At 67.9% G+C, this 22,169-nt stretch carries 22 protein-coding genes; 8 read left to right on the forward strand and 14 right to left on the reverse strand.

Going from position 1 to position 22,169, the window contains the following annotated elements; all coding sequences use genetic code 11:
• Nucleotides 1-9 precede the first annotated feature (9 nt).
• Genes ASL10_RS04500 through ASL10_RS04525 form a run of 6 tightly spaced genes read right to left on the reverse strand, consistent with a single transcriptional unit; the run spans nucleotide 10 to nucleotide 8,689 of the window.
• The gene (locus ASL10_RS04500; RefSeq protein ID WP_235452422.1) at nucleotides 10-663 is read right to left on the reverse strand and encodes a TetR/AcrR family transcriptional regulator; all 654 of its coding nucleotides are present in this window, start codon (nucleotides 661-663) and stop codon (nucleotides 10-12) included.
• Entirely contained in the window at nucleotides 660-2,888 is a 2,229-nt protein-coding gene (locus tag ASL10_RS04505) for a CocE/NonD family hydrolase (protein ID WP_235452424.1), read from the reverse strand. Before ASL10_RS04505 ends, ASL10_RS04500 begins: the two co-directional genes overlap by 4 nt.
• Nucleotides 2,885-4,900, reverse strand: coding sequence for an ABC transporter ATP-binding protein (locus ASL10_RS04510; RefSeq protein ID WP_082460187.1), 2,016 nt, complete (start codon nucleotides 4,898-4,900; stop codon nucleotides 2,885-2,887). Before ASL10_RS04510 ends, ASL10_RS04505 begins: the two co-directional genes overlap by 4 nt.
• A complete protein-coding gene (locus ASL10_RS04515; RefSeq protein ID WP_235452426.1) occupies nucleotides 4,897-5,928 on the reverse strand; it encodes an ABC transporter permease in 1,032 nt (343 codons plus the stop codon). The genes ASL10_RS04510 and ASL10_RS04515 overlap by 4 nt, the downstream gene beginning before the upstream one ends.
• Complete coding sequence (locus tag ASL10_RS04520) at nucleotides 5,925-6,998, reverse strand: ABC transporter permease (protein ID WP_082460188.1); 1,074 nt, start codon at nucleotides 6,996-6,998, stop codon at nucleotides 5,925-5,927. Before ASL10_RS04520 ends, ASL10_RS04515 begins: the two co-directional genes overlap by 4 nt.
• On the reverse strand, nucleotides 6,995-8,689 hold the full coding sequence (locus ASL10_RS04525) for an ABC transporter substrate-binding protein (RefSeq protein WP_082460189.1): 1,695 nt from the start codon (nucleotides 8,687-8,689) through the stop codon (nucleotides 6,995-6,997). Before ASL10_RS04525 ends, ASL10_RS04520 begins: the two co-directional genes overlap by 4 nt.
• Before the next feature lie 515 nt (nucleotides 8,690-9,204).
• Between ASL10_RS04525 and ASL10_RS04530 the strand changes: the two genes are divergently transcribed.
• The 3 genes from ASL10_RS04530 to ASL10_RS04540 are packed head-to-tail and all read left to right on the forward strand — an operon-like array spanning nucleotide 9,205 to nucleotide 10,150.
• Entirely contained in the window at nucleotides 9,205-9,516 is a 312-nt protein-coding gene (locus ASL10_RS04530; protein ID WP_056044836.1) for a hypothetical protein, read from the forward strand.
• Between the two features lie 45 nt (nucleotides 9,517-9,561).
• Nucleotides 9,562-9,840: a hypothetical protein gene (locus ASL10_RS04535; protein WP_056044839.1), complete on the forward strand. Its 279-nt coding sequence runs from the start codon at nucleotides 9,562-9,564 to the stop codon at nucleotides 9,838-9,840.
• A gap of 28 nt (nucleotides 9,841-9,868) precedes the next feature.
• Nucleotides 9,869-10,150 (forward strand): hypothetical protein, encoded by a 282-nt coding sequence (locus ASL10_RS04540; RefSeq protein ID WP_056044840.1) that lies wholly within the window; start codon nucleotides 9,869-9,871, stop codon nucleotides 10,148-10,150.
• A gap of 89 nt (nucleotides 10,151-10,239) precedes the next feature.
• On the opposite strand, the gene ASL10_RS04545 is transcribed toward ASL10_RS04540, so the two are convergent.
• Entirely contained in the window at nucleotides 10,240-11,082 is an 843-nt protein-coding gene (locus ASL10_RS04545) for a nuclease-related domain-containing protein (protein WP_056044842.1), read from the reverse strand.
• Between the two features lie 117 nt (nucleotides 11,083-11,199).
• Entirely contained in the window at nucleotides 11,200-11,874 is a 675-nt protein-coding gene (locus tag ASL10_RS04550; protein ID WP_235452428.1) for a G5 domain-containing protein, read from the reverse strand.
• 300 nt (nucleotides 11,875-12,174) lie between these two features.
• On the opposite strand from ASL10_RS04550, the gene ASL10_RS04555 reads away from it, so the two are divergent.
• Nucleotides 12,175-12,723: a hypothetical protein gene (locus ASL10_RS04555; protein WP_157485278.1), complete on the forward strand. Its 549-nt coding sequence runs from the start codon at nucleotides 12,175-12,177 to the stop codon at nucleotides 12,721-12,723.
• Nucleotides 12,724-12,787: 64 nt separating this feature from the next.
• Here ASL10_RS04555 and ASL10_RS04560 read toward each other — a convergent pair whose 3' ends face one another.
• Nucleotides 12,788-13,135, reverse strand: a complete 348-nt coding sequence (locus ASL10_RS04560) for an SdpI family protein (RefSeq protein ID WP_056044845.1) — start codon at nucleotides 13,133-13,135, stop codon at nucleotides 12,788-12,790.
• A gap of 224 nt (nucleotides 13,136-13,359) precedes the next feature.
• On the opposite strand from ASL10_RS04560, the gene ASL10_RS04565 reads away from it, so the two are divergent.
• From ASL10_RS04565 to ASL10_RS04580, 4 genes are all read left to right on the forward strand, one after another.
• Complete coding sequence (locus tag ASL10_RS04565; RefSeq protein WP_056044846.1) at nucleotides 13,360-13,860, forward strand: GNAT family N-acetyltransferase; 501 nt, start codon at nucleotides 13,360-13,362, stop codon at nucleotides 13,858-13,860.
• A gap of 134 nt (nucleotides 13,861-13,994) precedes the next feature.
• A complete protein-coding gene (locus ASL10_RS04570) occupies nucleotides 13,995-14,519 on the forward strand; it encodes a GrpB family protein (protein WP_056044848.1) in 525 nt (174 codons plus the stop codon).
• A 51-nt stretch (nucleotides 14,520-14,570) separates the two neighbouring features.
• On the forward strand, nucleotides 14,571-15,497 hold the full coding sequence (locus ASL10_RS04575; RefSeq protein ID WP_056044851.1) for a pentapeptide repeat-containing protein: 927 nt from the start codon (nucleotides 14,571-14,573) through the stop codon (nucleotides 15,495-15,497).
• 48 nt (nucleotides 15,498-15,545) lie between these two features.
• Nucleotides 15,546-16,082, forward strand: a complete 537-nt coding sequence (locus tag ASL10_RS04580; RefSeq protein WP_056044853.1) for a dihydrofolate reductase family protein — start codon at nucleotides 15,546-15,548, stop codon at nucleotides 16,080-16,082.
• 10 nt (nucleotides 16,083-16,092) lie between these two features.
• Here ASL10_RS04580 and ASL10_RS15925 read toward each other — a convergent pair whose 3' ends face one another.
• From ASL10_RS15925 to ASL10_RS15530, 5 genes are all read right to left on the reverse strand, one after another.
• Nucleotides 16,093-16,650: a hypothetical protein gene (locus ASL10_RS15925; RefSeq protein ID WP_157485280.1), complete on the reverse strand. Its 558-nt coding sequence runs from the start codon at nucleotides 16,648-16,650 to the stop codon at nucleotides 16,093-16,095.
• A 608-nt stretch (nucleotides 16,651-17,258) separates the two neighbouring features.
• Nucleotides 17,259-18,131 (reverse strand): Dam family site-specific DNA-(adenine-N6)-methyltransferase, encoded by an 873-nt coding sequence (locus tag ASL10_RS16700; RefSeq protein WP_082460190.1) that lies wholly within the window; start codon nucleotides 18,129-18,131, stop codon nucleotides 17,259-17,261.
• Nucleotides 18,131-19,069, reverse strand: a complete 939-nt coding sequence (locus ASL10_RS15930) for a hypothetical protein (protein WP_157485282.1) — start codon at nucleotides 19,067-19,069, stop codon at nucleotides 18,131-18,133. The genes ASL10_RS16700 and ASL10_RS15930 overlap by 1 nt, the downstream gene beginning before the upstream one ends.
• Before the next feature lie 21 nt (nucleotides 19,070-19,090).
• Nucleotides 19,091-20,944, reverse strand: coding sequence for a hypothetical protein (locus ASL10_RS15935; protein ID WP_157485284.1), 1,854 nt, complete (start codon nucleotides 20,942-20,944; stop codon nucleotides 19,091-19,093).
• Nucleotides 20,941-22,146 carry a metallophosphoesterase gene (locus tag ASL10_RS15530; RefSeq protein ID WP_369794367.1) on the reverse strand — a complete coding sequence of 402 codons (1,206 nt, stop codon included), beginning with the start codon at nucleotides 22,144-22,146 and terminating at the stop codon, nucleotides 20,941-20,943. The genes ASL10_RS15935 and ASL10_RS15530 overlap by 4 nt, the downstream gene beginning before the upstream one ends.
• Between the last annotated feature and the right edge of the window lie 23 nt (nucleotides 22,147-22,169).

A 22,169-nucleotide genomic window follows, 5' to 3' on the forward strand; every position in this document is an offset into this window, starting at 1 on the left:
AGGCGCGGGTCAGCCCCGGAAGGACGCCCCGGTCTCGTGCTCCAGCAGCGTCCACATCCAGTCGAGTGCGAGGCCGGGAGTGAGGCCGGGGGCCTTCTGGGCGAGCTGGGTCGCGAGGCCGTCGCTGTAGGCCGCGAGCTTGAGGGCGAGCGCCGACGGGTCGGCCGTCGCGAACCGGCCCTGCTCGATCCCGCGGCGGAGCGTGCGGGTCAGGCAGGCCTCCCACACGCGGATGCGCTCGACGTACTCGGCGGCGACGGCGGGCTTGCGCGCCACGGCCGTCCAGTAGTCGGACCAGAGCCGCCAGTGCTCGTCGGTCGCGTCGGTGTCGGCGAACAGGGGCTCGACGAGCATCCGCACCCCCACGACCGGGTCGGGCTCGACGTCGACCGCCTCGATGATCGACGAGTAGAACCGGGCGGTCTCGAGCACGACGACCTCGTTGAGGATCTCGGCGACGCCGTCGAAGTGGTAGGTCACGGTGCCGACCGAGACCCCGGCCGCGGCGGCGATGTCGCGCAGTCGGGTCGCCCCCATGCCCTCGCGGACGATCACCTCACGGGCGGCCTCGACGATGGACGCCCGCCGGACGACCGGCTTCTGCCGCACGCCCGCGCCGCCCGTGGCCACGCCGCTCACGCCGCCGCCGCCCGCGCCGCTCACGCCGACGTCCGGGGCACGAGCTCGTCGAAGGTCCGGTCGGCGACGAGCACCGTCTCGGCCCCGGGCCCGCCGTCCCGGGCCCAGGCGCGCACGGTGTTCTCGACGCGGAACGCCTCGGCCGAGGCCGTGACGCGCGACGTGGTCTCGAGCCACGCCTTCCAGGTCGGCTTCTCGAGTCCGATCGCCCAGCGCGACTCGGCCGACGCCGACAGCGGGTCGCCGTCGACGATGCGGTAGGTCTCGCGGCTGTCCTCGGTGAAGACCAGGCCGTCGGGGTATTCGCGTCCGCCGCCGTAGCCGGGGTCGACGTCGAGCACCCACTCGCCCGTGCCGACGTCGTGCGAGACGCTGCGCTGGGGCAGGTCCGTGGCCGGCGGCAGGGCGCGGACGGCCAGGGGCTCGGCCCGCTCGGGCGCCTCGAACGCGACGCCGTCGTCGACCGGGTGCTCCACCGACCCGTCGCCGGGCTCGCGCGTCCACAGGGGCAGCGTCACGCTGCTGCGCGACGGGTCGAGGGTGAGGGTCGCCTCGACCGGGTGCGGCCAGACCCACGGCCAGTAGGCGCTCGACACGGCGATCCGGAGGCGGTGGCCGGCCGGGAAGGAGTGCCCGGTCGAGACCAGGGCGACGCGCACGACCTGCTCGACCCGCGCCTCCATCGGGTCGTCGGCGCGGTCGCGTCCGTTCCGCTTGTTGAGGTTGAGCACGCCGCGGGTGACGAGCGTCGACGAACCGTCGGGGGCGACGTCGCAAAGGCGCACGACGACGGTGCCGTCGGGCACGTCGCTCGCCACGGCGAGGTCGGCGACGACGCTGCCCAGGACGTCCAGCGGCGAGTCGACCGGCAGGTCGAAGCAGACCGAGCGGCCGTCCTCGGCGCGCTGGTCGGGCGGCAGGTCGGTCGCGTTGCCGAACGGGAAGAAGCGCCCCGCGTCGAGGCCGGTGCTCTGCGGCGAGCGCACGACGACGGGGCCGTCCGCCCCGCCACGCAGCGAGACCAGCGGCACGACCCGGTCCTCGGTCTCGTGCGCCGGCCATGTGGAGGCCGCGACCCAGCGCCCGGTCCGCTCGGCGTAGTACGTCGCCGGCGGCTCGGAGTCGTTGATCCAGGCGCGCAGCGCGGGCTCGGCGTCGACGCCGTTGGGGCAGTCGAGCAGCCAGCGGTCCCACCAGCGCAGGGTCTCCTGCAGGAACCCGATGCCCGGGCCGGGCGCCAGCCCGCGGTCCGGGTACTGGTGCGACCACGGCCCGATGATGCCCTTGACCGGTGCGTCGACGTTCTCGACCAGGCGCAGCACGGCGTCGCGGTACGGGTCGGCCCAGCCGCCCACGGCGAGGACGGCGGCCGTGATCGACGAGTAGTCCTCGCAGACGCTGCCGTGCCGCCAGTAGTCGTCGCGTTCCTGGTGCGAGAGCCAGGTCGTCGTCATCGGTCGGTTGTGTTCGAGCCGCTCGCGCCAGCGGGCGACCCAGTCGGCGCCGACGACCTCGGGCCTCGGCGGGCGCGAGTTGAACGCGAACATCGTGCCGCCCCACGACGCCATGTCGATGCCGAGCACGGCGCCGCCCATGTAGTGCACGTCGTTGTCGTAGCGGTCGTCGGTCGAGCAGACGGTGACGATCGCCTTGAGGGCCGCCGGAGCCCGCCCGGCGAGCTGCAGCGCGTTGAACCCGCCCCACGAGATGCCGAACGCGCCGACCGCGCCGGTCGACCAGGGCCGGGCGGCGAGCCACTCGATCAGGGCGATGCCGTCGTCGAGCTCCTGCACCGAGTACTCGTCGTCGAAGAGGCCGTCGCTCGACCCCGTGCCGCGGATGTCGACCCGCACCGACGCGTAGCCGTGCGCGGCGTACCAGGGGTGCCGCTCGCTGTCGCGCGGAGCCGTCCAGTCGTCGAGCCGGTAGGGCAGGTACTCGAGCAGCACCGGCACGGGCTCGTCGACCACGGGGGCCCAGATGCGGGCGTGCAGTCGCGTCCCGTCGGGCATCGGCACCCACTCGTCGCGCACCTCGACCTCGAGCGGGCCGCTGCCGTGCGGGCGGTCGGAATCCTGCCGCCCGGGGGCGTCGGCGAGGTCGGCGCGCGGGGCTCCGAGGGTGCGGACTCCCCCGGCCCACGCGGGCTCCTGCAGGAGGCGCGGGTCGCCCAGGAGGCGCGGGTCGCGTGCGCCGTCCCCCCGCTCGTCTCGCCCGGATGCCGTGCCGGTCCTGCCGCTCGTGCTCACATCGCCTCCCAGCGCTTCACGTGGTGTCCTCCGCCGTGGTCGTCCCAGCCGTCGGCGTCCCGCCAGCGGGGCCGTGCGTCGCCGACGTCGGGCAGCTCGGTCGTGCCCGGGTCGAGCGTCGCGTCGAGCAGGGTGCGCGTGTACGGGTGGTTCGGCCCCTGGAAGACGCGTTCGGTCGGGCCCACCTCGACGATGCGGCCGCCGGTCATGACGGCGACCCGGTCGGCGACGCCGCGGACGACCGCGAGGTCGTGGCTGATGAAGAGGCAGCTGAGCCCCTTCTCGTCGCGGAGCCCCGCGAGCAGGTCGAGCACCCCGGCCTGCACGCGGACGTCGAGCGCCGTCGTGATCTCGTCGGCGATGATCAGCTCGGGGCAGGCGGCGAGCGCCCGGGCGATGCCGACGCGCTGGCGCTGGCCGCCCGAGAGCTGGGCGGGCAGGCGCGAGGCGAACTCGGGCGGCAGTCCGACCTCGACGAGCAGCTCGGCGACGCGCTCGGGGCTCGACTCGCCCGTGAAGAGCTTGAGCGGTCGGGCGATCGCGGCGCCGACGGTGCGGCGGGGGTTGAGCGAGGTGTCGGCGTTCTGGAAGATCAGCTGGATCGACCGGCGCAGCGTCGAAGTGCGCCCGGCCACGGGCCGCGTCAGGTCGCTCTCGACCCCGTCGGCCCCGTGGAAGGCGAACCGGCCCGACTCGGCGGGGATCAGCCCGGCGAGGGCCGTGGCGAGCGTGGACTTGCCGCTGCCGGACTCCCCCACGACGGCGAGGGTCTCGCGGCGGCCGATGGTGAACGAGACGCCGTCGACCGCGGCGGGCAGGCCACGCCCGTACCGGACGACGAGGTCGCTCGCCGTGACGACCGGCCCCGTGGCAGCTGCGATCCTCGGGTCCTGCGCCGCGCCTCCTGCGGGTGCGGCGTCCGCGTCGCGCCGCGTTTCGTGCTGCACACCCCGACTAGTCGCTGTGCCGTGCACGGAACGCGGTGCGGTGACGTCGGTCACCACCTCGCCGAGCGCGGTGCCGGGTGCCGTCCCCGGTTCCTGCGCCGCGCCTCCTGCGGGTGCGTCGTCCGCGTCGCGCCGCGTTTCGTGCTGCACACCCCGACTGGTCGCGGTGCCGTGCACGGAACGCGGTGCGGCGGCGTCGGCGTGCACGCGCGGGATGCTCGCGAGCAGCTCGCGGGTGTACTCGTGCTGCGGGTCCGCGAAGAGCGACGCGGTCGGCGCGTGCTCGACGATCCGGCCATCGTGCATGACGGCGATCTCGTCGGCCATGGTCGACACGACGCCGAGGTCGTGGCTGACCAGAACGATGGCCATGCCGAGTTCGACCGCCAGGTCACGGATCAGCTCGAGGACCGCCGACTGCGTCACGACGTCCAGTGCGGTGGTCGGCTCGTCGAGCACCAGCAGCTTCGGCCGGGCCGCGATGGCCATGGCGATCGCGACGCGCTGCTGCTGCCCACCCGACAGCTGGTGGGGGTAGCGCCGCACGATCGTCTCGGGGTCGGGCAGGCGGACGTGGCGCACGAGTTCGAGCACGCGGTCGTCGCCTCCGGGCAGGCCGTGGCTCTCGAGCGCCTCGCGCAGCTGGCGTCCGACGCGCATCGACGGGGTGAGCGCCTGGCCGGCGTTCTGGGCGACCAGGGCCGCCGTGCCACCGCGCAGGGCCCGGCGCGCCCGCTCGTCGAGGGCGAAGACGTCGTCCCCGGCGACGCGGACGCTGCCCGACACGACCCGCGACCCGCGCCGCAGGTGCGCGAGCAGGGTGCGGGCGACGGTGGACTTGCCGCTGCCGCTCTCGCCGACCAGGCCGAGCGCGCGTCCGGCGGCGACGTCGAAGCTCACGCCCCGCACGACCGGCACCTCGCGGCGACCGGCGGCGTACGAGATGGAGAGGTCGTCGACGCGGACGACGGGATCGGGGGCGACGTCGACGAGGCCACCCGCGCCTCCGGCGGTGGTGGCGGTGCCGGTGGTCGCGGTGCCGGCGGTGGTGAGGGGCTCGTTCACGAGACCGCCCCCTTCTGTGCGCGGTCGACGCCCAGCGACTTGCTGAGCCCGTCCGCGCTGAGGTTGAGCCCGATGACGAGCGTGGCGAGGGCGACGACGGGGGCGAGCGTGCCCCACGGGACGACGGTGAGGGCGGTGCGGTTCTCCTGCACCATGAGGCCCCAGTCGGGCGTCGGCGGGTTGGCACCGAACCCGAGGAACGACAGGGTCGAGATGAGCAGCACGATCCAGGAGGCGCGCATCGCGTACTCGACGAGCACCACGTCGGTGACGTTGGGCACGATCTCGCGGAACACGATGCTCAGCGGCTTCTCGCCGCGGGCGCGGGCGGCGGTCACGTAGTCCTGCGTGATCACGGTGCGGGCGGCGCCGCGGACGACGCGGGTCACGGCCGGCGCGTAGATCACGGTGACGGCGAGCACGATCACCCAGAGGCCCGAGTCGAACACGGTCACGACGACGAGCAGCGCCAGGATCGACGGCACGCTGAGCAGCGCGTCGACGATGCGCATGACGACCTCGTCGAACCAGTTGTCGGCGTAGGCGGTGACGCAACCGAGCACGGTGCCGATGCCGACCGCGATCGTCGTGGCGAGGAAGGTGACGACGAGTGCGTACCGGCCGCCGTTCAGCGTGCGCGACAAGATGTCGCGGCCGTACTGGTCGGTGCCGAGCCAGTGGGCCCAGCTGGTGCCGGTCAGGGCGGCTCCCGAGTCGGTGGCGACGGGGTCGTGACCGGTCAGCACCGGGGCGAGCAGCGCCAGCAGGACGTGCAGCGCGATCAGGCCGAGCCCGATGCTCAATGCCGAGGAGGCGCTGAGGCTGCTGGTCAGGGACGTCGCGCTCGCGCGCAGTCGCCTCGGCCAGCCGCCCGCGGCCTGCGGGCCGGCCGATGCCGGGCCGCCGACCTGCGCGCCCGGGGTCGCGGGGTCCGCGGTCGTGGCGACCCGCGCCTCCTCGGCGGTGCGGTGTCCGGTGCCGTCGTGGCCGCTGTCGGCGGGCGGGGTCCGGTCGCGTGCGGGGCTCATGAGCGGGCCTTCCGTCGGGTGCGCAGCCTCGGGTCGAGGGCGAGCGCGATGAGGTCGGCGGCGAGGTTGCACACCACGTAGACGAGGGCGCTGACGACCGCGATCGCCTGGATCGTCGGCAGGTCGCGGTTGAACACGGACTCGAGCATGAGCTTGCCCATGCCCGGGTAGTTGAAGACGTTCTCGACGACCACGACGCCGCCGAGCAGCCAGGCGACGTTCAGCGCGACGACGTTGAGCGTCGGCAGCAGGGCGCTCGGCACGGCGTGGCGCCAGACCACCTGACGCGTCGACAGGCCCTTGAGCTCGGCCGTCGTGACGAACTCGCTCGCCATCACGTCGATCGTCGACGAGCGGGCGGTCCGCACGATGTACGCGGCCATGGCGAGGGTCAGCACGATGACGGGCAGCCAGATGCTGGGCAGCAGTTCGGCGACCGTCGCGTCCTGGCCGCGCAGCACGACCGCCGGGAAGATCGGCAGCGCGATGGCGAACAGCAGCACGAGCACCGTGGCGACCATGAACTCGGGGACGCTCATGACGACCAGGCTGATGAGCGAGATCGCGTGGTCGCTCGGACGGCCGCGGCGCACCCCGGCGATGACGCCGAGGGTCAGCGACAGGGTGACGCCGACGATCATGGCGGGCAGCGCGATCAGCATGCTGTTGCGGAAGGCGATCAACAGGTCGGGGCCGACCGGCAGGCCGCTGACCAGCGAGACGCCGAAGTCGCCGTGGGCCGCGCCGGCCAGCCACTGGCCGTAGCGGACCCAGACGTTCTGGTCGAGGCCGAGCGTCTCGCGCAGGGCGGCGACGGCGTCGGGGGTGGCGTCCTGGCCGAGCAGTTGCTGCGCGACGTCGCCGGGCAGGGCCTGCACCGCGAAGAAGACGAAGAACGAGGCGAGCAGCACGGTGAGGAGGGCCGTGCCGACGCGGCGGGCGACGACGATCAGGGTCGCGGCGAGCGGGGACGTGGGGTGCGGGCCGCCGGCGCCCGGGCTGCTGGCGGTCGTGCCGTCGGCGGCCGGGCCGCCGTCGGTCGTGACGTCGGCGGTCGGTGTGGGGCTCATGCGCGGAGTCCGATCTGCAGGTAGTCGAACTCGAAGCCGAACTCGCGGTAGTTCAGGACGTTCCGCGACAGGCCGACGAGGCGGTCGCCGAACATGGGGGTCATGTCGGCGGAGTCCTCGACGACGATGCGCTGGGCGTCCTGGTAGAGCGTCATGCGGCGCGTGTCGTCCATCTCGGCGCGGGCGTCGTCGAGCAGCCCGTCGAAGGTCGGGTTCGACCAGGCGCTCTCGTTGTACGACGAGCCGGTACGGAAGATCTGGTTGAGCAGCTGGTCGATCGGGCGGCCGGTGAACCAGTAGCTGACCATGAGCGGCTTCTGCATCCAGATCTGCGTGTAGTACGAGTCGGACGAGGCGTTGCGCACGGTCAGGTCGATGCCCGCGTCGCGGACGGCGTCGCGGTAGGCGACCGCCATCGGGGTGAAGACGGATTCGTAGCTGGAGGTGTAGATCTCGGTCTTCAGCCCCTCGCGGCCGGCCTGCTTGAGCAGGGCGCGGGCCTGGTCGGGGTCGTAGGCGCGTTGGTCGTCGAGCCAGACGGCCTGCGAGGGAGGCACGGGGTTGTCCCAGCCGGGCGAACCGGTGCCCTGCAGGGCGGTGGCGACGATCGCCTGCGGGTCGTAGGCGAGCTTCATCGCCTGGCGCACGAGCGGGTCGCTGAACTCGGCGCTCGTGGCGAGCATCGGGATCGTGTACCACTGGGCGTCGGGGGCGCGGGCGACGGTGGCGCCGGCCGAGGCGCTGACGACCTGGGCGGTGGCGAAGTCGAGGTTGGTCTGGCTGATCAGGTCGATCTGGCCGGCGAGCAGGGCGTTGACGCGGGCGGTGGTGTCCTGGATCGAGAAGAAGTCGATGCCGTCGAGCACCGGGCGGCCGGCGAAGTGGTCCTCGAAGGCCTCGACGCTGCCGGTGCCCGCGGGCTCGAAGCTCGACAGGCGGAACGGGCCGGTGCCGATGCCGGTGCGGCCGATGCCGCCGCCCTGGCTCGGGTCGGCGCTGCCCTCGGGCACGATGTAGCACTGGTACGCGGTGAGCAGCGAGGGGAACTCGGCGTTCGGCGTCAGCAGGTCGAAGCGCAGGGTGAGCGGGTCGACGGCGGTCATGCCGCCGGGGCCGATCATGGCGGCGAGCACCTCGCCCTGGGGTGAGGCGGTGTCGGGGTCGAGGATGTGCTCGATCGAGTAGATGGCGTCGGCGGCGGTGAAGCGGCGGCCGTCGTGGAAGCGGACGCCTTCGCGCAGGCGGAAGGTCCAGCTCGTGCCGTCGGCGTTGGCGGACCAGTCGTCGGCGAGGTCGGGCACGGTGACGCCGGCGTCGTCGAGCTTGACGAGCCGGTTGTAGAGGGCGCCGAGGTACTCGTAGGCCGAGAGCGAGCTGGCGGAGTCGAGGGTCTCTGCGGCGGAGGCGGCCGGGCGCGCGATGCGCAGGCGTCCGCCGCGGGCGGGGGTGCCGGTGGCGGCGGCCTCGGGGATGGTCGGGGTGCTGCGGGCGGGGGTGCAGCCGGCGAGGGTGAGCAGGCCGAGGCCGGCGAGCCCTGCGGCGCCGGCGAGGACGGTGCGGCGGGTCGGGCCCGTGCCGCGGTCTGCGCGGCTGTCGGTGCCGCTGCCGCTGCCGGCGCGGCTGTCGGGGCCGCTGCCGGTGTCTCGCGCCGGGCGGAGCGCGTGTCGGTGTTCGGGGACGATCGGTGTCATGCGGGGATGGCCTTCCGTTTATCGTTCGGGTGAACGATAAGGGAGGTTCGCGGCGGCGGCCAGCTCGCCGGAGCCCCGGAGGCGCGGCTCGGCGCTCCCCCGTAGCCCCCGTTCTCCGCGCCCCGCCGCGGATGCGAGCGTTCCCGTGCCGCAGCGTGCACGGGCTGCAGTCTTCACCCACTCGTTACACGAGCGCGCCTCGGCGACGCGACCCGCGCCTCCTCGGCTTCGCGCTCTCGTCTCGGTCGAGTGGTCCCCAAACGTCCCTCCCCGCCCCACGAAGAACGTTGTCGGACCACTCGATCGACTCGCGGAGGCGACGTCCGAGCAGGAGGCGCGGGTCGGCCCGCCCGCGCCCGTCACCCACGCGACGGCTCGAGTGGGCAGAACCTGCTCGTCGAGGACCGCCGGGCAGCATCTTCTGCCCACTCGCCCGGTTCGGTCGGCCCGGAGGACCGGCGTGCCCCTCGAAGCGGGACTCCGTCCGGAGCCGAGCCGCGCCCTAGTCTCGGCTCATGGCCACCCCGACCACGCCCCGCCTCGCGCTGGGGCGACCCGCTCTCGCCTTCGGGCTTCTCGGGGTGTTCGCCTTCCTCTCGGATACGGCCTTCAGATGGTGGACGTTCACCCGTCCGTCCGCTCCGGTCAGGTACGTCGTGGTCTCGTCGGCGGACGGCTTCGAGGGGTTCGACGGGGTGCAGACGGTCGGCGGCCCGTTGCTGCTCATCGCGGTCCTCTCGATCGGGTTCGCGGTGGCGCTGCTGGTGGTGATGCTCGTGCACCGGCTGGTGAGCGCGCGTCCCGATCGCGGTGGTCGCGCCTCCTGATCGTCCGGTCTGGTGGTGACACGGCCGAGGATCTAGCCTCAGCAGATGGATGCTTCGTCTCCCGCCAGGCGTCGTCGCCGCCTCGGCCGTCTCGCCCTCGTCTTCGGCATCGTGGGCGTCGCCGCCGCCGTCGGGTTGATGGTGATCAACGAGGTGGCGCCCGGCATGAGCGGTGCCGCCCGCTATACCACCGCTCCGGCGATCGACTGGTTCACGATCATGCTGACCCTTGGCGGCCTGCTGTGGGGGCTCGCAGTCATCGCCCTGCCGACGGCACTCGTGCTCGGGCTCATCGTTCTCGTGCGGTGGATGTTCGTCGACTGACCGCCTCGACCCTCCTGATCGGATTCCCGTGATCAACCTCGTCGCCCTCATCCCCGCATTGTTCACCGTGGCCGCTCTCGCAGTGGCCTGGTCGTCATCGGGCGGAACGACGACCCGGGCGCGCCGGTGGAGCGCCCGCGCGCTGGCGGTCTGGGCAGCCGCCGTCGTGGTCGCACTCGCCGCACTTCTCGTCGGCTTGCACCTGCAGCACGCCGACCTCGCCGTCTGGTCGGCGTTCGCACTGATCGCTGCAGCTCTTGCCGCCGTGACCGCGGCGGTGGCCCGCGTGGTGTCGTCGTTCATGCGGTGATCCGGTACGTACCGGATCACCGCGGGGGGATTGCCGTCGCTGGGCCAAGGCCTCAGGGCCCGCGGCTCAGGGCCCACCGCGCAGGGCACCTACCCGAAGGTCGAGACGACCGTGCTCGTGACCGTCGCCACCACCGCGATCGCGACTCCCCCGCTCGTCCCGAGAACGCCGAGCGCCGTGCCCACCCGCCACCGCCGACGCCGCCGAGCCGCGTCGTCGATGTCGCGGCGCAGGCGCTCGAAGCGGTGTTCGTGACGGAGCGTGTCCGTCAGCACCAGCGCCTCCGTGTGCCAGGTACCGCGTTCTTCGGCGACCATGGTCAGGTAGGCCAGCGCCTCGGGCGAGTGCACCCGCGGCCCGTTCATCAGCCACTTGCGCAGGCGGGCGGCCACGACCACCGAGACCGTCGGCGCCTTCTTGCCGACTGACAGCGAGGCCTCGCCCACGAGCACGATGACGGGTGTGACGACGATCTCGAAGTCGGCCGCCCTCGACATCAACCGGGAGGCGCGGGCCGCCTCGTGACGGGAGTTGCGAGAGTGGTCGGTCCGGTGTCCGCCGACCGTCACCAAGCCGCCGCCGACCCAGACCTTCTTGCCGGCGTGGTGCTTCGTGTTGACGGTGAAGACGCCCGTCGGCCCGATGACGACGTGGTCGATGTCGGACTCGCCCGAGCCGACCGGGACGGAGTGCAGCACGGTCCACTCGGGCCCGAGCTCGGCGAGCACGCGCGCGACCTCGATCTCGCCGAGGGCGCCCTGGTACCAGCTGCGGGCGTCGGCGCTCAGGGGCGTGTGCCCGAAGAGGCGCTGCCGCCGGGTCAGTGCGGGCGCCTCGGCCTGGACGCGCAGGCACTCCTGCATCACCGAGTAGGCCGGCCGCCGGGCCTTCAACGTCATCGCCACGCTTCCGCGCGCCACGGTCTCGCTCATGTTTCCCCCTTGCCCACACGCTAGGGCGACATGTGACGCGCAGACGAGCCCCCGTTGGGGAGGTCAGCCCGCGCCCGGACCACTCGATCCTCGTCGGTAGGCGTTCCCGGCTAGCGCCTACCGGTCGCAGGCGATCCCGTCGCCGTCACGGTCGAGGTCGTAGACGTCCGAGCCGACGACCGTGACCGGCCCCTGGACGTACGCGGGGCCGTTGCCGCTGCCTCCGGCGCAGTCGACGTCCGAGGCGACGGGGACGCACGCCCCGGAGTAGTTCGAGTCGCACCCACCCGCAGCCGGAGCGGGCGCCGGTGCGGCGACGGGTGCCGGGGCGACGTAGGGCACGCGGGTGCCGACGCTCGTGACCTGCGGCACCGGGGCGACCGTCACGGTCTCGCTGACGAGGGTGCGCGCGGTCTCGACTCCGTCGGTGGTCGTCACCTCGTAGGTGTGGACCTTCGTGCCCGCCTGTCCCGTGGTCGTCACGGCGCTGGTGCCGACGTCGCGGTTCGGGTCGTCGACCGAGACCGACTCGAACGGGACGCTCTCGCTCTCGTCGACGCGGGTGATGCTGACGACCGGGGTGGGAGTCGGAGTGGGGGTCGGGCTCGTCGTGGCGTCGACGGCGACGAAGGGCTGCGCCGCACCGTCCGGGCCGGCGGCCTCGCCTGCCCCAGAGAAAGCGCCGACGGCGGCCGCGTTCGCCGCACCTCCGACGACCAGCAAGAAGGCCATGAAGCCACACGCGATCAACACCCGGCCCGTGTTCGTGAGCCTGTTCCACCACAACGTCATCGTCGTTCCCCTCGACACCTGGCCGGAATCGACCTCGCACAGTTTCAGCAGGAACGAAGGCGTAAGGCAGCCCCCGTCCGGGGGTAGAACGGCTACTTTCACCTCCAGGTCATCGCACGTCTGACACCTGCCACCTCACCGTCACCTGGCGGTGAATGAACATCACTCACGAGGTGAAAGAGACACCCGTCGTCGAAAACGGGCCCTTGGAATCGACCCCGACCCATAAGGTCTTGAGGATTGCTCTGCACCCGAATGCGAGCTTTCCCATCGTCTAGCACCCGTAGAAAGAGACACACGATGTCCCGCGCCACGAAGATCACCACTGCCCTCGCCGCTGCCTCCATCATCGGCCTGACCCTCGCCGGCTGTTCAGGCAGCCCGGCAACGGGAACGAGCGGCGAAGCCGCACCCAACATGACCGAGGTCGCGGCCGCTGCCGGCAACTCCGCTCCCGCGACCGAGGCCGCCAAGACCACCTTCACCTTCGGCGAGACGGCGACCTTCGACGGCCTCACCCTCGGCATCAGCGCCCCGGAAGCCTTCACGCCGAGCCAGTACGCCTACACCGGCTCACAGCCGAACAACGTCAAGTTCACGATCACGATCACGAACACAGCGACCGAGGGCTACGACCCGACGCTGACCTTCATCTCCGCGTCGTCGGGTAGCCAGGAGGCAGAGCAGATCTTCGACACCGAGGGTGGGCTCACCCTCGCTCCCTCGACGACCATCCTCCCGGGCGCCTCTGTCAGCTACCCCGTCGGCTTCAACGTCGCCGACCCGGCCCAGATCGTCATGGACGTCACCGGAGGCTTCGACTACGAAAAGACCACCTGGACCAACTGATCGTCGATGACGTCGCCCTTCCCCACCGCGGGAAGGGCGACGTCGTGGTCATGATCCTCGTGGCTCAGCTCCCGAGCACGTCCGTGGCCGCCTGATCCGCCCGCCACGCCCCGACGAGCGTGCCGAACAGCAGTGCCACCATGCTCCCGATCGCCCAGATGGCCATCGCGTCCTCCGACGGGCCCATGACGAGCGGCACCACGATCGAGCCCACGGCGAGCGCGCACCCCACCGTCACCGGCACGAGTGCTGCCCGGTGCCCGGCCCGCCACGCCTCGGGCGACGCCATCACGTGCTGCAACCGGATGCCGGCGAGGTGGTTCACCCCGAGCCGTCCCCGGGCGGCGGCGAGCGTCGTCCAGAAGACGACGGCGCACCCGGCGAACACGATGAGCGGTACGACGACGAGCATCCCGCCAGGCTAGGTCGCCGCCTCCGGACGCGACTCCCCCGCGCGGCCCGTTCTGAGCCGCCGTGGCCCACCGCGGCATCATCGAGTGGGCAGAAAGTGTCCTTCAGCCGTTCCCGAAGGACACTTTCTGCCCACTCGAGCCTGCCGGGCCCACCCGGGCAGACTCGAACCCGCCGAGCCCGCCGAGCCCCACGAGCCCGACGCGCCCCCGGAAGAATGGCTCCATGCCCCTCGTCCCCATCGCCCCGACCGATGCCGATGCCGACGCCGACGCCCGAGCCGACCTCCGCGCCTTCCTCGCCGCCGCCGACCTCACGCTCGCCGGTCTCGACTCCCCCTCGCCGCGCCTCCGGCTCTGGGTCGACCGTGACGCCACCGGCACGGTGGTCGGCAGCACCGGCTACGAGCTGAGCGCCGACGGCCGACACGCCCTGATCCGCAGCGTCGCCGTCGCCCCCGCCGCCCGCACACGCGGCGCGGGCTCCCGCCTCGCCCGCCACGCCCTGGCCGACGCCGCCAATCACGGAGCCCACCGCGCCTGGCTCTTCTCCCGCCGCTCCGGACCGTTCTGGCAGAAGCTCGGCTTCACCCCCGCCGACCGCGACGCCCTCGCCGCGGCCCTCCCCGACACGCACCAGGTGCAGCTCTTCCGCGCCTCCGGCCAGCTCGCCCGCGAGGTCGCCTGGTCGCGCCCCCTCGCCGACCTCCGCCCGACCACCCCCTAGGAGGCGCGGGTCGGTCCACGCCCGCCCCACCGGTTATCGAATGGTCCCGTATCGTCCTTCCCCTCCCCGCGAACGACGATCCAGGACCACTCGACCCCGACCCGCCGAGAGTGACACCCCGTACGATCGCCCCGATGGTCGATCTGCAGCCGCACTCCCCCGCCTGGGCCGACGACTACCGCCGTGAGGCCGAGCGTCTCGCGGTCGCCCTCGGCACCCGGGTCGACGCCCTCGAGCACATCGGCAGCACGGCCGTCCCCGACCTCCTCGCGAAGCCGACCATCGACGTCGCCGCCCGCACGTCTCCCGGCACCGACCCGTCCACCCTCGGCGCCGACCTGGTCGACCTCGGCTACGAACGACACGCATCGGGCCCGAAGACCCACGCGGTCTACGTCCGCCGGGACGGACCGCGACGCACGCACATCCTCCACGTCTTCCGCCCCGACCACTGGGACGCCTGCCACCAGCGACTGTTCCGCGACCGCCTGCTGCGCGACCCGGTCGCGCGACAGCGCTACGCGACCCGGAAGGAGGCACTGGCCGGCCTCGACGACGGCCGCGCCTACACAGCCGCGAAGACCGCGCTCATCACCGACCTCGTCACGGAGGAGCGGGCGGCTCGGGGTCTCCCTGCGGTGACGGTGTGGGACAAGTGATCCACCCCTGTTCGATCGCCCCGGCCCGCCGCGCCCGTTAGCGTTGACGCGATGAGCACCCGCACCCGGATCGAGCTGGGCCGCCGCGCCGACCTCGGAGCCGACTGCGCCAACTGCTTCGGGCTGTGCTGCGTCGCGCTGGCGTTCACGAAGAGCGCCGCCTTCCCGTTCGACAAGCCGGCCGGTGACCCGTGCACGAACCTCGACGAGCACGACGGATGCCGCATCCACCCGCAGTTGCGTCATCGTGGGTTCAAGGGCTGCACGGTGTTCGACTGTTTCGGGGCGGGGCAGAAGGTCAGCCAGCAGACCTTCGCCGGGCGCTCGTGGCGTGACGACACCGCGACGCGTGAGGCGATGTTCTCGACCTTCCCGCTCGTGCGGAGGCTCCACGAGCTGCTCTGGTACCTCGACGAAGCGATCACCCTGGTCGACCGCGAGCGCGCACGCGAAGGCGAGCACGCACAGGCGACCGAGCCCGGCCGCACCCGCACCGCCACCACCCCAGACCCCGCCCCGTGGCTCGCCGCCTTCGATCACGTCCGGCACCTCACCGACGGCACCCCCGACGAGCTGGCCGCCCTCGACATCGATGCCGAGTACGACGCGGCGCGTCCGCTGTTGGTGCAGGCGAGTGAGGTCGCCCGGGCGGCCGTACCTGCGCCTCCTCGGCGGTCGAAGGGCAAGGGGCCGACGCTCGAGCCGGGGAGCGACCTGATGGGTGCGGCCCTGGCCGGGGCGGATCTGCGGGGTCGGACGCTCCGCGGCAGCATCGCGATCGCGGCGGACCTGCGCGGGGCTGACCTCGACCGGTGCGATCTGCTCGGTGTCGACCTGCGGGACGCCGAGCTCGGTGGGGCGGACCTCTCGGGGGCGATCTACCTGACGCAGATGCAGGTGAACAGCGCGCGGGGCGATGCGGCGACGCGCCTGCCCGACGGCTTCGCGCGGCCGACGCACTGGGCTGACGGGCGCTAGCTTTCGTGCCTCTGGCGGCACCTCCGTCGCGGGGCTAGCCTCCCCGGCATGAGGACGCTCACGTACTCCATCAACGTCACGCTCGACGGCTGCATCGACCACCGTGAAGGCCGACCCGATGCCGAGGTCCATCAGCTCGCCACGGAGGCTCTCGCCCAGGCCGACGGTCTGCTGCTGGGTCGGGTCACCTACGAGCTGATGGAGCAGTCCTGGCGTCCGCCCGCCTCCGACGCGTTCCCCGACTGGATGCAGCCCTTCGCGCGGACCATCCACGAGATCCCGAAGTACGTGGCGTCGACGACGCTCGAGAGTGTCGACTGGAACGCCGAGCTGCTCGGCGACGACGTGCGTGAGGCGGTGCGCGAGCTGAAGAGCCGTCCCGGCGGCCCGCTCCGCCTCGGAGGCTCCGCCTTCGCCACCGACGTCGTCGGCTGGGGCCTGGTCGACGAGTACGAGTTCACCGTCTACCCCTGGGTCGCCGGCCACGGCCCCTACCTGCTTGCCGGTCTCCCCCGCCCCCTCGACCTCACCCCGATCGTGCGCGGGCCAGAAGGCCTCGCTTCTGCTGCCTCATCAAAACAATGACTTGGTCGAACTAGACCCCGACACGCTTTCCCACGGCACGTTCAAGTTCTTCGTACGCCGCCAGCCAAGCTAGAACAGCAGATTGGTACTTCCCTTTCGTATCAGCGAAGGCGTCCAAGACCGACTGAAGACTTGCTGTGTACGTGTCGATCGACTTGCTTAGAGCACCGTCGTAAACACGAATCCGGCGAGCGGCGGCGTCTGTGTTCGCCTGCAAGCCCTCTATCAGGCCGACAATCACATCACCGTGCCTGGTGTCACCGTCATTGATGGGCAACACACGGTGCCTGATTGAGGCGAAGTCGGTCGCAATTTGATCGAATCCGGCAAAGACCTCCTTTCGGGCTTCACGCCGAGTTTGCGCAGTCTCAGATCGGGAGCTTGCCCAAAGAGAGATCAAACCACCGAGAACGACTCCCAATACACCGGCAAGAACGGCAAAAACTGGAGCGTTCCACCAATCGTTCTCACTTACGAACTCGACTAGTACCGACGACGGTGATGGTGTTGGATTCACAGACCCACCATATGAGGTTGCCCCGATGTATGCGAGGAGGCGCTGATCCAATCCTCGCTCGTCACCATCGACTTGATGCCTGTACGTTGCAGCCGTGTTGGCTCGGCGTTCATTGTGTTGAGTGCGCCGGTGGGGTCGTCTCCTATCGAGCCCGGGAATGCGACATGGGCGAGCGGTACGCGAGGGCGATCATCCGGGTGATCGGCATGAGGCGGACAAATGACACAACGCCTGAGTCCTCACAGCAAGCGACCGATCACCTGGGCTCATCTACCGGCACCACGTGGTGGCGACAGCGCAGCGACCCGTCCTTGGCGCTGGACAGCCTGGCCACATGGATTGCGCCTGAGCCAAGAGCCCCCTAGTCAGGCTATGCGATGTTGATACGTGAACACGTAGAGACCATGCCCACAAGACGAGGCGATGGACGAGCCGGTTCGCCGATACTCACCCGTCCGATTCGTTCCCCCCTCAGGCAACGCTGCCGTAAAGCACGACTAGGTTGCCGCGTCCTATGCAGGAAGGTGAGCGGGCAGGGTTAGACCATGGCCAAACTAGGCACTGACTTCAATCTCTGAGCATCAGGACTTTAAACGCTTTCGCTGGCAGAAAACAGCATGGCTTTTATCAAACGACGGTACGGAGAAGCATGCTCAGAACTACGGAGAGTTGGGCCGACCGATGAATGCAAATTCAGAAACGGCATCTCGACGACGAGAGTCGGCGGCGATGGAAGACCGACGTAGGAGACGGCGAGACTCGAAATTTGGGTATAAATCCGAGATGTCTCGTGAATACGAATTGGTCACTACGACAAAGGCCCCGCGCATTCTCGCCCCCTCCGCCATCCGAGCAAGGCGGCGCTGATCGGTCCATGAAAATAGGTTTTCGTTGTAGTGACGAAAGTCTCGCCCCGCTGTCGTAACCGCGTGGTAGGGAGGATCAAGGAAGACGAGATCGTTGGACCGAGCATGGCTCAACGATGCCGCAAAGTCAGAGTGCCTGATCGTCACACCGCTACCCCTGAGCCAATGCGCAACATCGCATATGACTTTTTTATCAATTATATTCGCACTCTTTGGAGCACCCCATGGCACGTTAAATTGTCCCTTGCGGTTGACGCGATAAAGACCATTGAAAGCGCCCCTATTAAGAAAAATAAACTGGGCCGCGCGTTCCACCCGTGAATCGAAAACGGTCGAGCGCAAACGATAGTAGGTATCCTTGTCTAGAGCCCAACTGTCTAAACACTCGATAATAGCGTCTGGCACATCTCGTACTTGCTGCCAACAGTTGATCAGATCCTCGCTGACATCCGAAAGAGACGCGGACGCGGGCTGCAAGAGTGTAGCCAACGAACCTCCGCCCAAGAATGGCTCGTAGTATCGCGAGTATGCCGCTGGTAGCAATGGCACGATTTGCGATAGCAGACCTCGCTTGGAGCCAGCCCACCTAAGAAATGGTCTTGGAGACCGCGAAGCAGGCCTATTGGCCTTGGCCAAAAGCTCAATATGGTCTATATCCGTAAGCACTAGCTTCTGTCGAGACCTAGATTGTTGCCAACGCCAAAAATTACACGCAAGCCAACAGGAAGCGCCGAAGTATGACGTTCTTCTGGGATTCTATCTTGACCGGAGGACACGCGCCAAACAGATACCTGACTGCCGTGCTTCACCGCCACAATTGCGCTAGCCAATGCAAAAAGCTTGGGCCCCAACGGCACGAAGACCACCCGGGCTGATTGCCGTAAAGTCCAGGTGGCGGTGTCTAACTTTCGATAAAGAGTCAAAGGCTCCCCAAGAGCATAGGCGCTCACATGGCCACTCATCGCCAGGACGATTGAATTCTTATCATCAACCACCGAATCGTATCGGCTGTCTAGACCTCGTGGAGAGAATACAAAAGTGTCACTTGGCTCCAGACTCTCGACCGCCGCGAGCGCAAGCTCACCCTCGAAGCCCAAACCGATTATAGAAACTAGTGGCATGTCTGGAGTGGACGTCCAGCCCTCGAGCCCGAGCGCGGGCCTATTGACCGTGATGGTGCCCGAACTGCCGCTCAGGTTAGGGCTAAATTCCGCCGGACTGTAATAGAAATCAACCGTTGCATCAGCCTCGGCCAAAATGGCAACCAAGTGAGACAAAACGTCTCTATCCATCGAGCTAATGTCGACCGCGAAGCGCTTAGCGCGTAAATCCTCACCATCGGGGAGAGGTACTTGAGGCACTTTGGTCCAGGCGGTCGTGTCGGAGAACGTTGCGCCGGCCTTTTCGTAGTAGGCACGATTCACTGCGTAGGACAGTACAGGCTCTTTGTTGTAATCGTGAACAAAGAGGGACCGTACCCGGCTACCCAGGTGCTGAGCAAGGGCTGAAGAGCGAGACTCGTAGCCACATACGCCAAAGAAGGCATCGTAGACCGACTCATCGTCTTCACTAACACGACTGACATCGACTTGTCGACCAAACACTAATTAACCTCCCTAGTTATGTTAAATTTCAAAACCAGGCAAGGGTACTTGCCACCGGGATTCATTTCCGAGACCTCCGAATTTTCCCAGTAGATTGGACATTTGCACGGCTTTACCTGTGCGAATAGGCAGGCCGTATCGAGGCGCCAAAAGGTAGGAGAGTCTGTATGTATTTCCAACGACACTCGACGTCAATTCCGAGGGCGACGTGCCCGCCACATGAACAAGAGCACCTGCGTTGACGGCTCGTTCGACTAGAGGAAGAAGGCGTTCATCGACCGCTTCGTCGATTTTAAAGCACGCTGGAACGTCGGCGCTAAACGGGGCGTCTAAAATGCGGCCTGCGAGGTTGCGGCCGATCAGGTCAACGAGCTGCAGCACAGTAGTGGCCGCTCCGCCTATCTGGCTCGCTTCCTGTGCCGAGAGCAAAGCCACAAAACGATCCATGACGACGTCTATTGCTTCGCCCTGCGCCGGTCTAGAAATAGAATTTGTGCCCCGTTTGTCCCATTGAGCAATCAACTCGCGAATGAGGACCATGGCCATCCTCGGATTGCCATCGGGCAACGCCAATATGCTGGAAGCTCCGGCGTAGAGCTCAGCACTTTTGCGAGATCTTCTCCGCGACGAAGCTCGGAAATAGTCGCGTACGACCACAACATTCCTCACTTTGCGAATCTTTGCGGCACGTTGACTCGGACCCAGAGATGGCATGTCCTCAAGATCAATACCACTGCGTATGAGGTACGAGGCGAAGGTGTCGTCCTTGTCTCGCAGCCTATTCATTGCCTCCCATACCATTCCGCCGGGAAGGTATTGTCTAGACAGATCGGCGGGTGCACCCTCTGCGTCGGAGGCGTCAAAGACACTCTCGCCGAGTAGCTTGTGGACGGGCATCGATAGCGGTGGCGTGCGGCTATCAAGGTGCATGTCAAACAGTCGCTTCGTGAAACGACTCGAAATAACTCGCGACGCGTCCGTGAGAGAAATAAACTCCACATCTTGACCGTCTACAGCGCCAAATTCGCCCCCCAAAGCTTTAGCCTGGCCGACGACGGGTACCAAGGAGAGCTTGAAATTGATGTGTGCCGTACCGCCGCGAAGTTGACCCAGGAGCTCGTCGAGCAAACGAGGTGGGGCCAATTCCAACTCATCAAAAAGTATGGACCAAGTATGGTCGGGTTCATTGGCGAGGTCATTGAATTCTTCGGTAAGAGCTCGTACTGCCGCCAGAGCATCTACATCGACCCAATGTTGCTGAGGCGCGGCGCCATGCATTACTGCATTCCTGCTTCGACCCAAGTCGACTAGACGGCTGTGGATCGAACGTCGGACACCTGCCAGATCAAACGCCGGCTTCTCAAGTCTGAAGTAGTCACCGAAACTTGCGCAGAGCGCCAATTCCCCTTCGCGGCTAATGGCGGTCCGCAAATGCTGTCTCTGGAGACCTTCCTCAGCACCGCTAAGGCGATACTCCATAGCCCTCGAGAGAGAAAGGCCAATGTGTAGCGCAAAGGCCGCGTTTCCGAAACCCGTTTTTCCGGCAAGTTCCGCTGCACTGAGTTGCTCACTCCACAAGCGGTCAGCCCCCACGAATACCCCGGTGCTTCGGACTATCTGGGCCGCTCGGTCGGCGGCGTCCCCTCTCCAATGCTCCAGCGCCTCCGACTGCAGCATCTTCAGTAAGGTCGTCTTTCCGGAACCTCGAGGACCCACGAGAATTGCATTATCCGCTCGAATGAGTCGAGTAAAATAATCGGGCTCTACGAAAGTGCTTGCAACTTCGCTTGCGCTCAACTTGACAGCGTTGCTCGCAAAAACGGCGCGCCGGCCTGGTGCCATTTCAGAACCACCTTCAGGCTCATGCACGGTCAAGCGACTCTTCTCTCGATGTTCTGGACTCGGCCCTGTAGGTCGTAAATTATGTTCGCGTCATGGGTCGACTTTAGGTGGTCGTCCATGATCTGCAGTTCCCGCGACGTCATGAAAACCATCGACGGGTCCACAGACTCCACCTCGGCGCGGGAGAGGCTTGGCTTTTGGTCTGAAAGCATGTCCGCCACCGCCGCGGCGAGAGACGCAGGTGAACCCTTCCAACCAAAGCCGGACTCACCTGGAAGGGCGTCTGATGAACCCGCCACACGCCAGGAGGAACCGGCCAACCCGGTGAAAGACCACGAATAGACCGTGCCGGCGATAGTCAACTCGGGTGCTTCAACTGGATGGCTTCGAACTTCAATTACGTGAAACTGGTTTTGCACCTGACCGGCGAAGGTGGTGCCGCCGAGATTGGCTGAGAAACTCCCGGCGCTAATTGCGATGGGCGCATCCCCATTTCCAGACACACGTTGAACATAAGGCCGGTGTTTGTGGCCATGGATGATGATCCATTGACCACTTGACTCAAGCCGGTGATGAAGTTCCTGAGCGTCTTGGACGACGCTCTGCTCTGCGTGGTCGAGACCTGGCAACTGCGACACGTGATGGTGAATGAGAGCGATCTTGATGTCAGGCAGAACTTTGGCCTGAATGTGGAGGCCGAGGCGTTTGATTGTACTGGCCGTGATGCGGCCGTGCACATGCTCGGGGACGTTCCCCTTGCGGTAGCCATGCTGAGCCGCGGAGTTGATGGATACGATCACGTAATCGCTTTGACTGTCTACGGCGAAGTCGTACGCGAAGTAGTTGAGACGCGCGGCTTCCGAATGGAACGGAAAAGGCGGCTCAAGATCGAGTAGATCTCCCTTCGGATTCCCGGAGCCATTGTCTCGACTGTCATAGTCGTGATTGCCGGCCGTGGCATACAGCTTGGCTTGAAGCCCCTCAGCGAGTTTGCCCAGCTCCGGCCACAATGCTCGCAGGGCGTCCCCCGAAGCTCTGTCGGACAGATCCCCTGCAACAAGGACAGCATCGACGCTCCCAAAACGATCCCGGACCACTTGCAGACAATCCTCGAGCAGAACTAGGCCCTCGCTTGTGGGGGTGCCCAAAGCCATCTGCGATGGAGACCGATCACTTAAGCTACCAATGAAGGCATGGAGATCGGAAACGATCAGAAATCGAGCCACAACACCCACATGTCCCCCGCGGTGATATTTAG

This window comes from Frigoribacterium sp. Leaf8 (assembly GCF_001421165.1).
GTDB lineage: Bacteria > Actinomycetota > Actinomycetes > Actinomycetales > Microbacteriaceae > Frigoribacterium.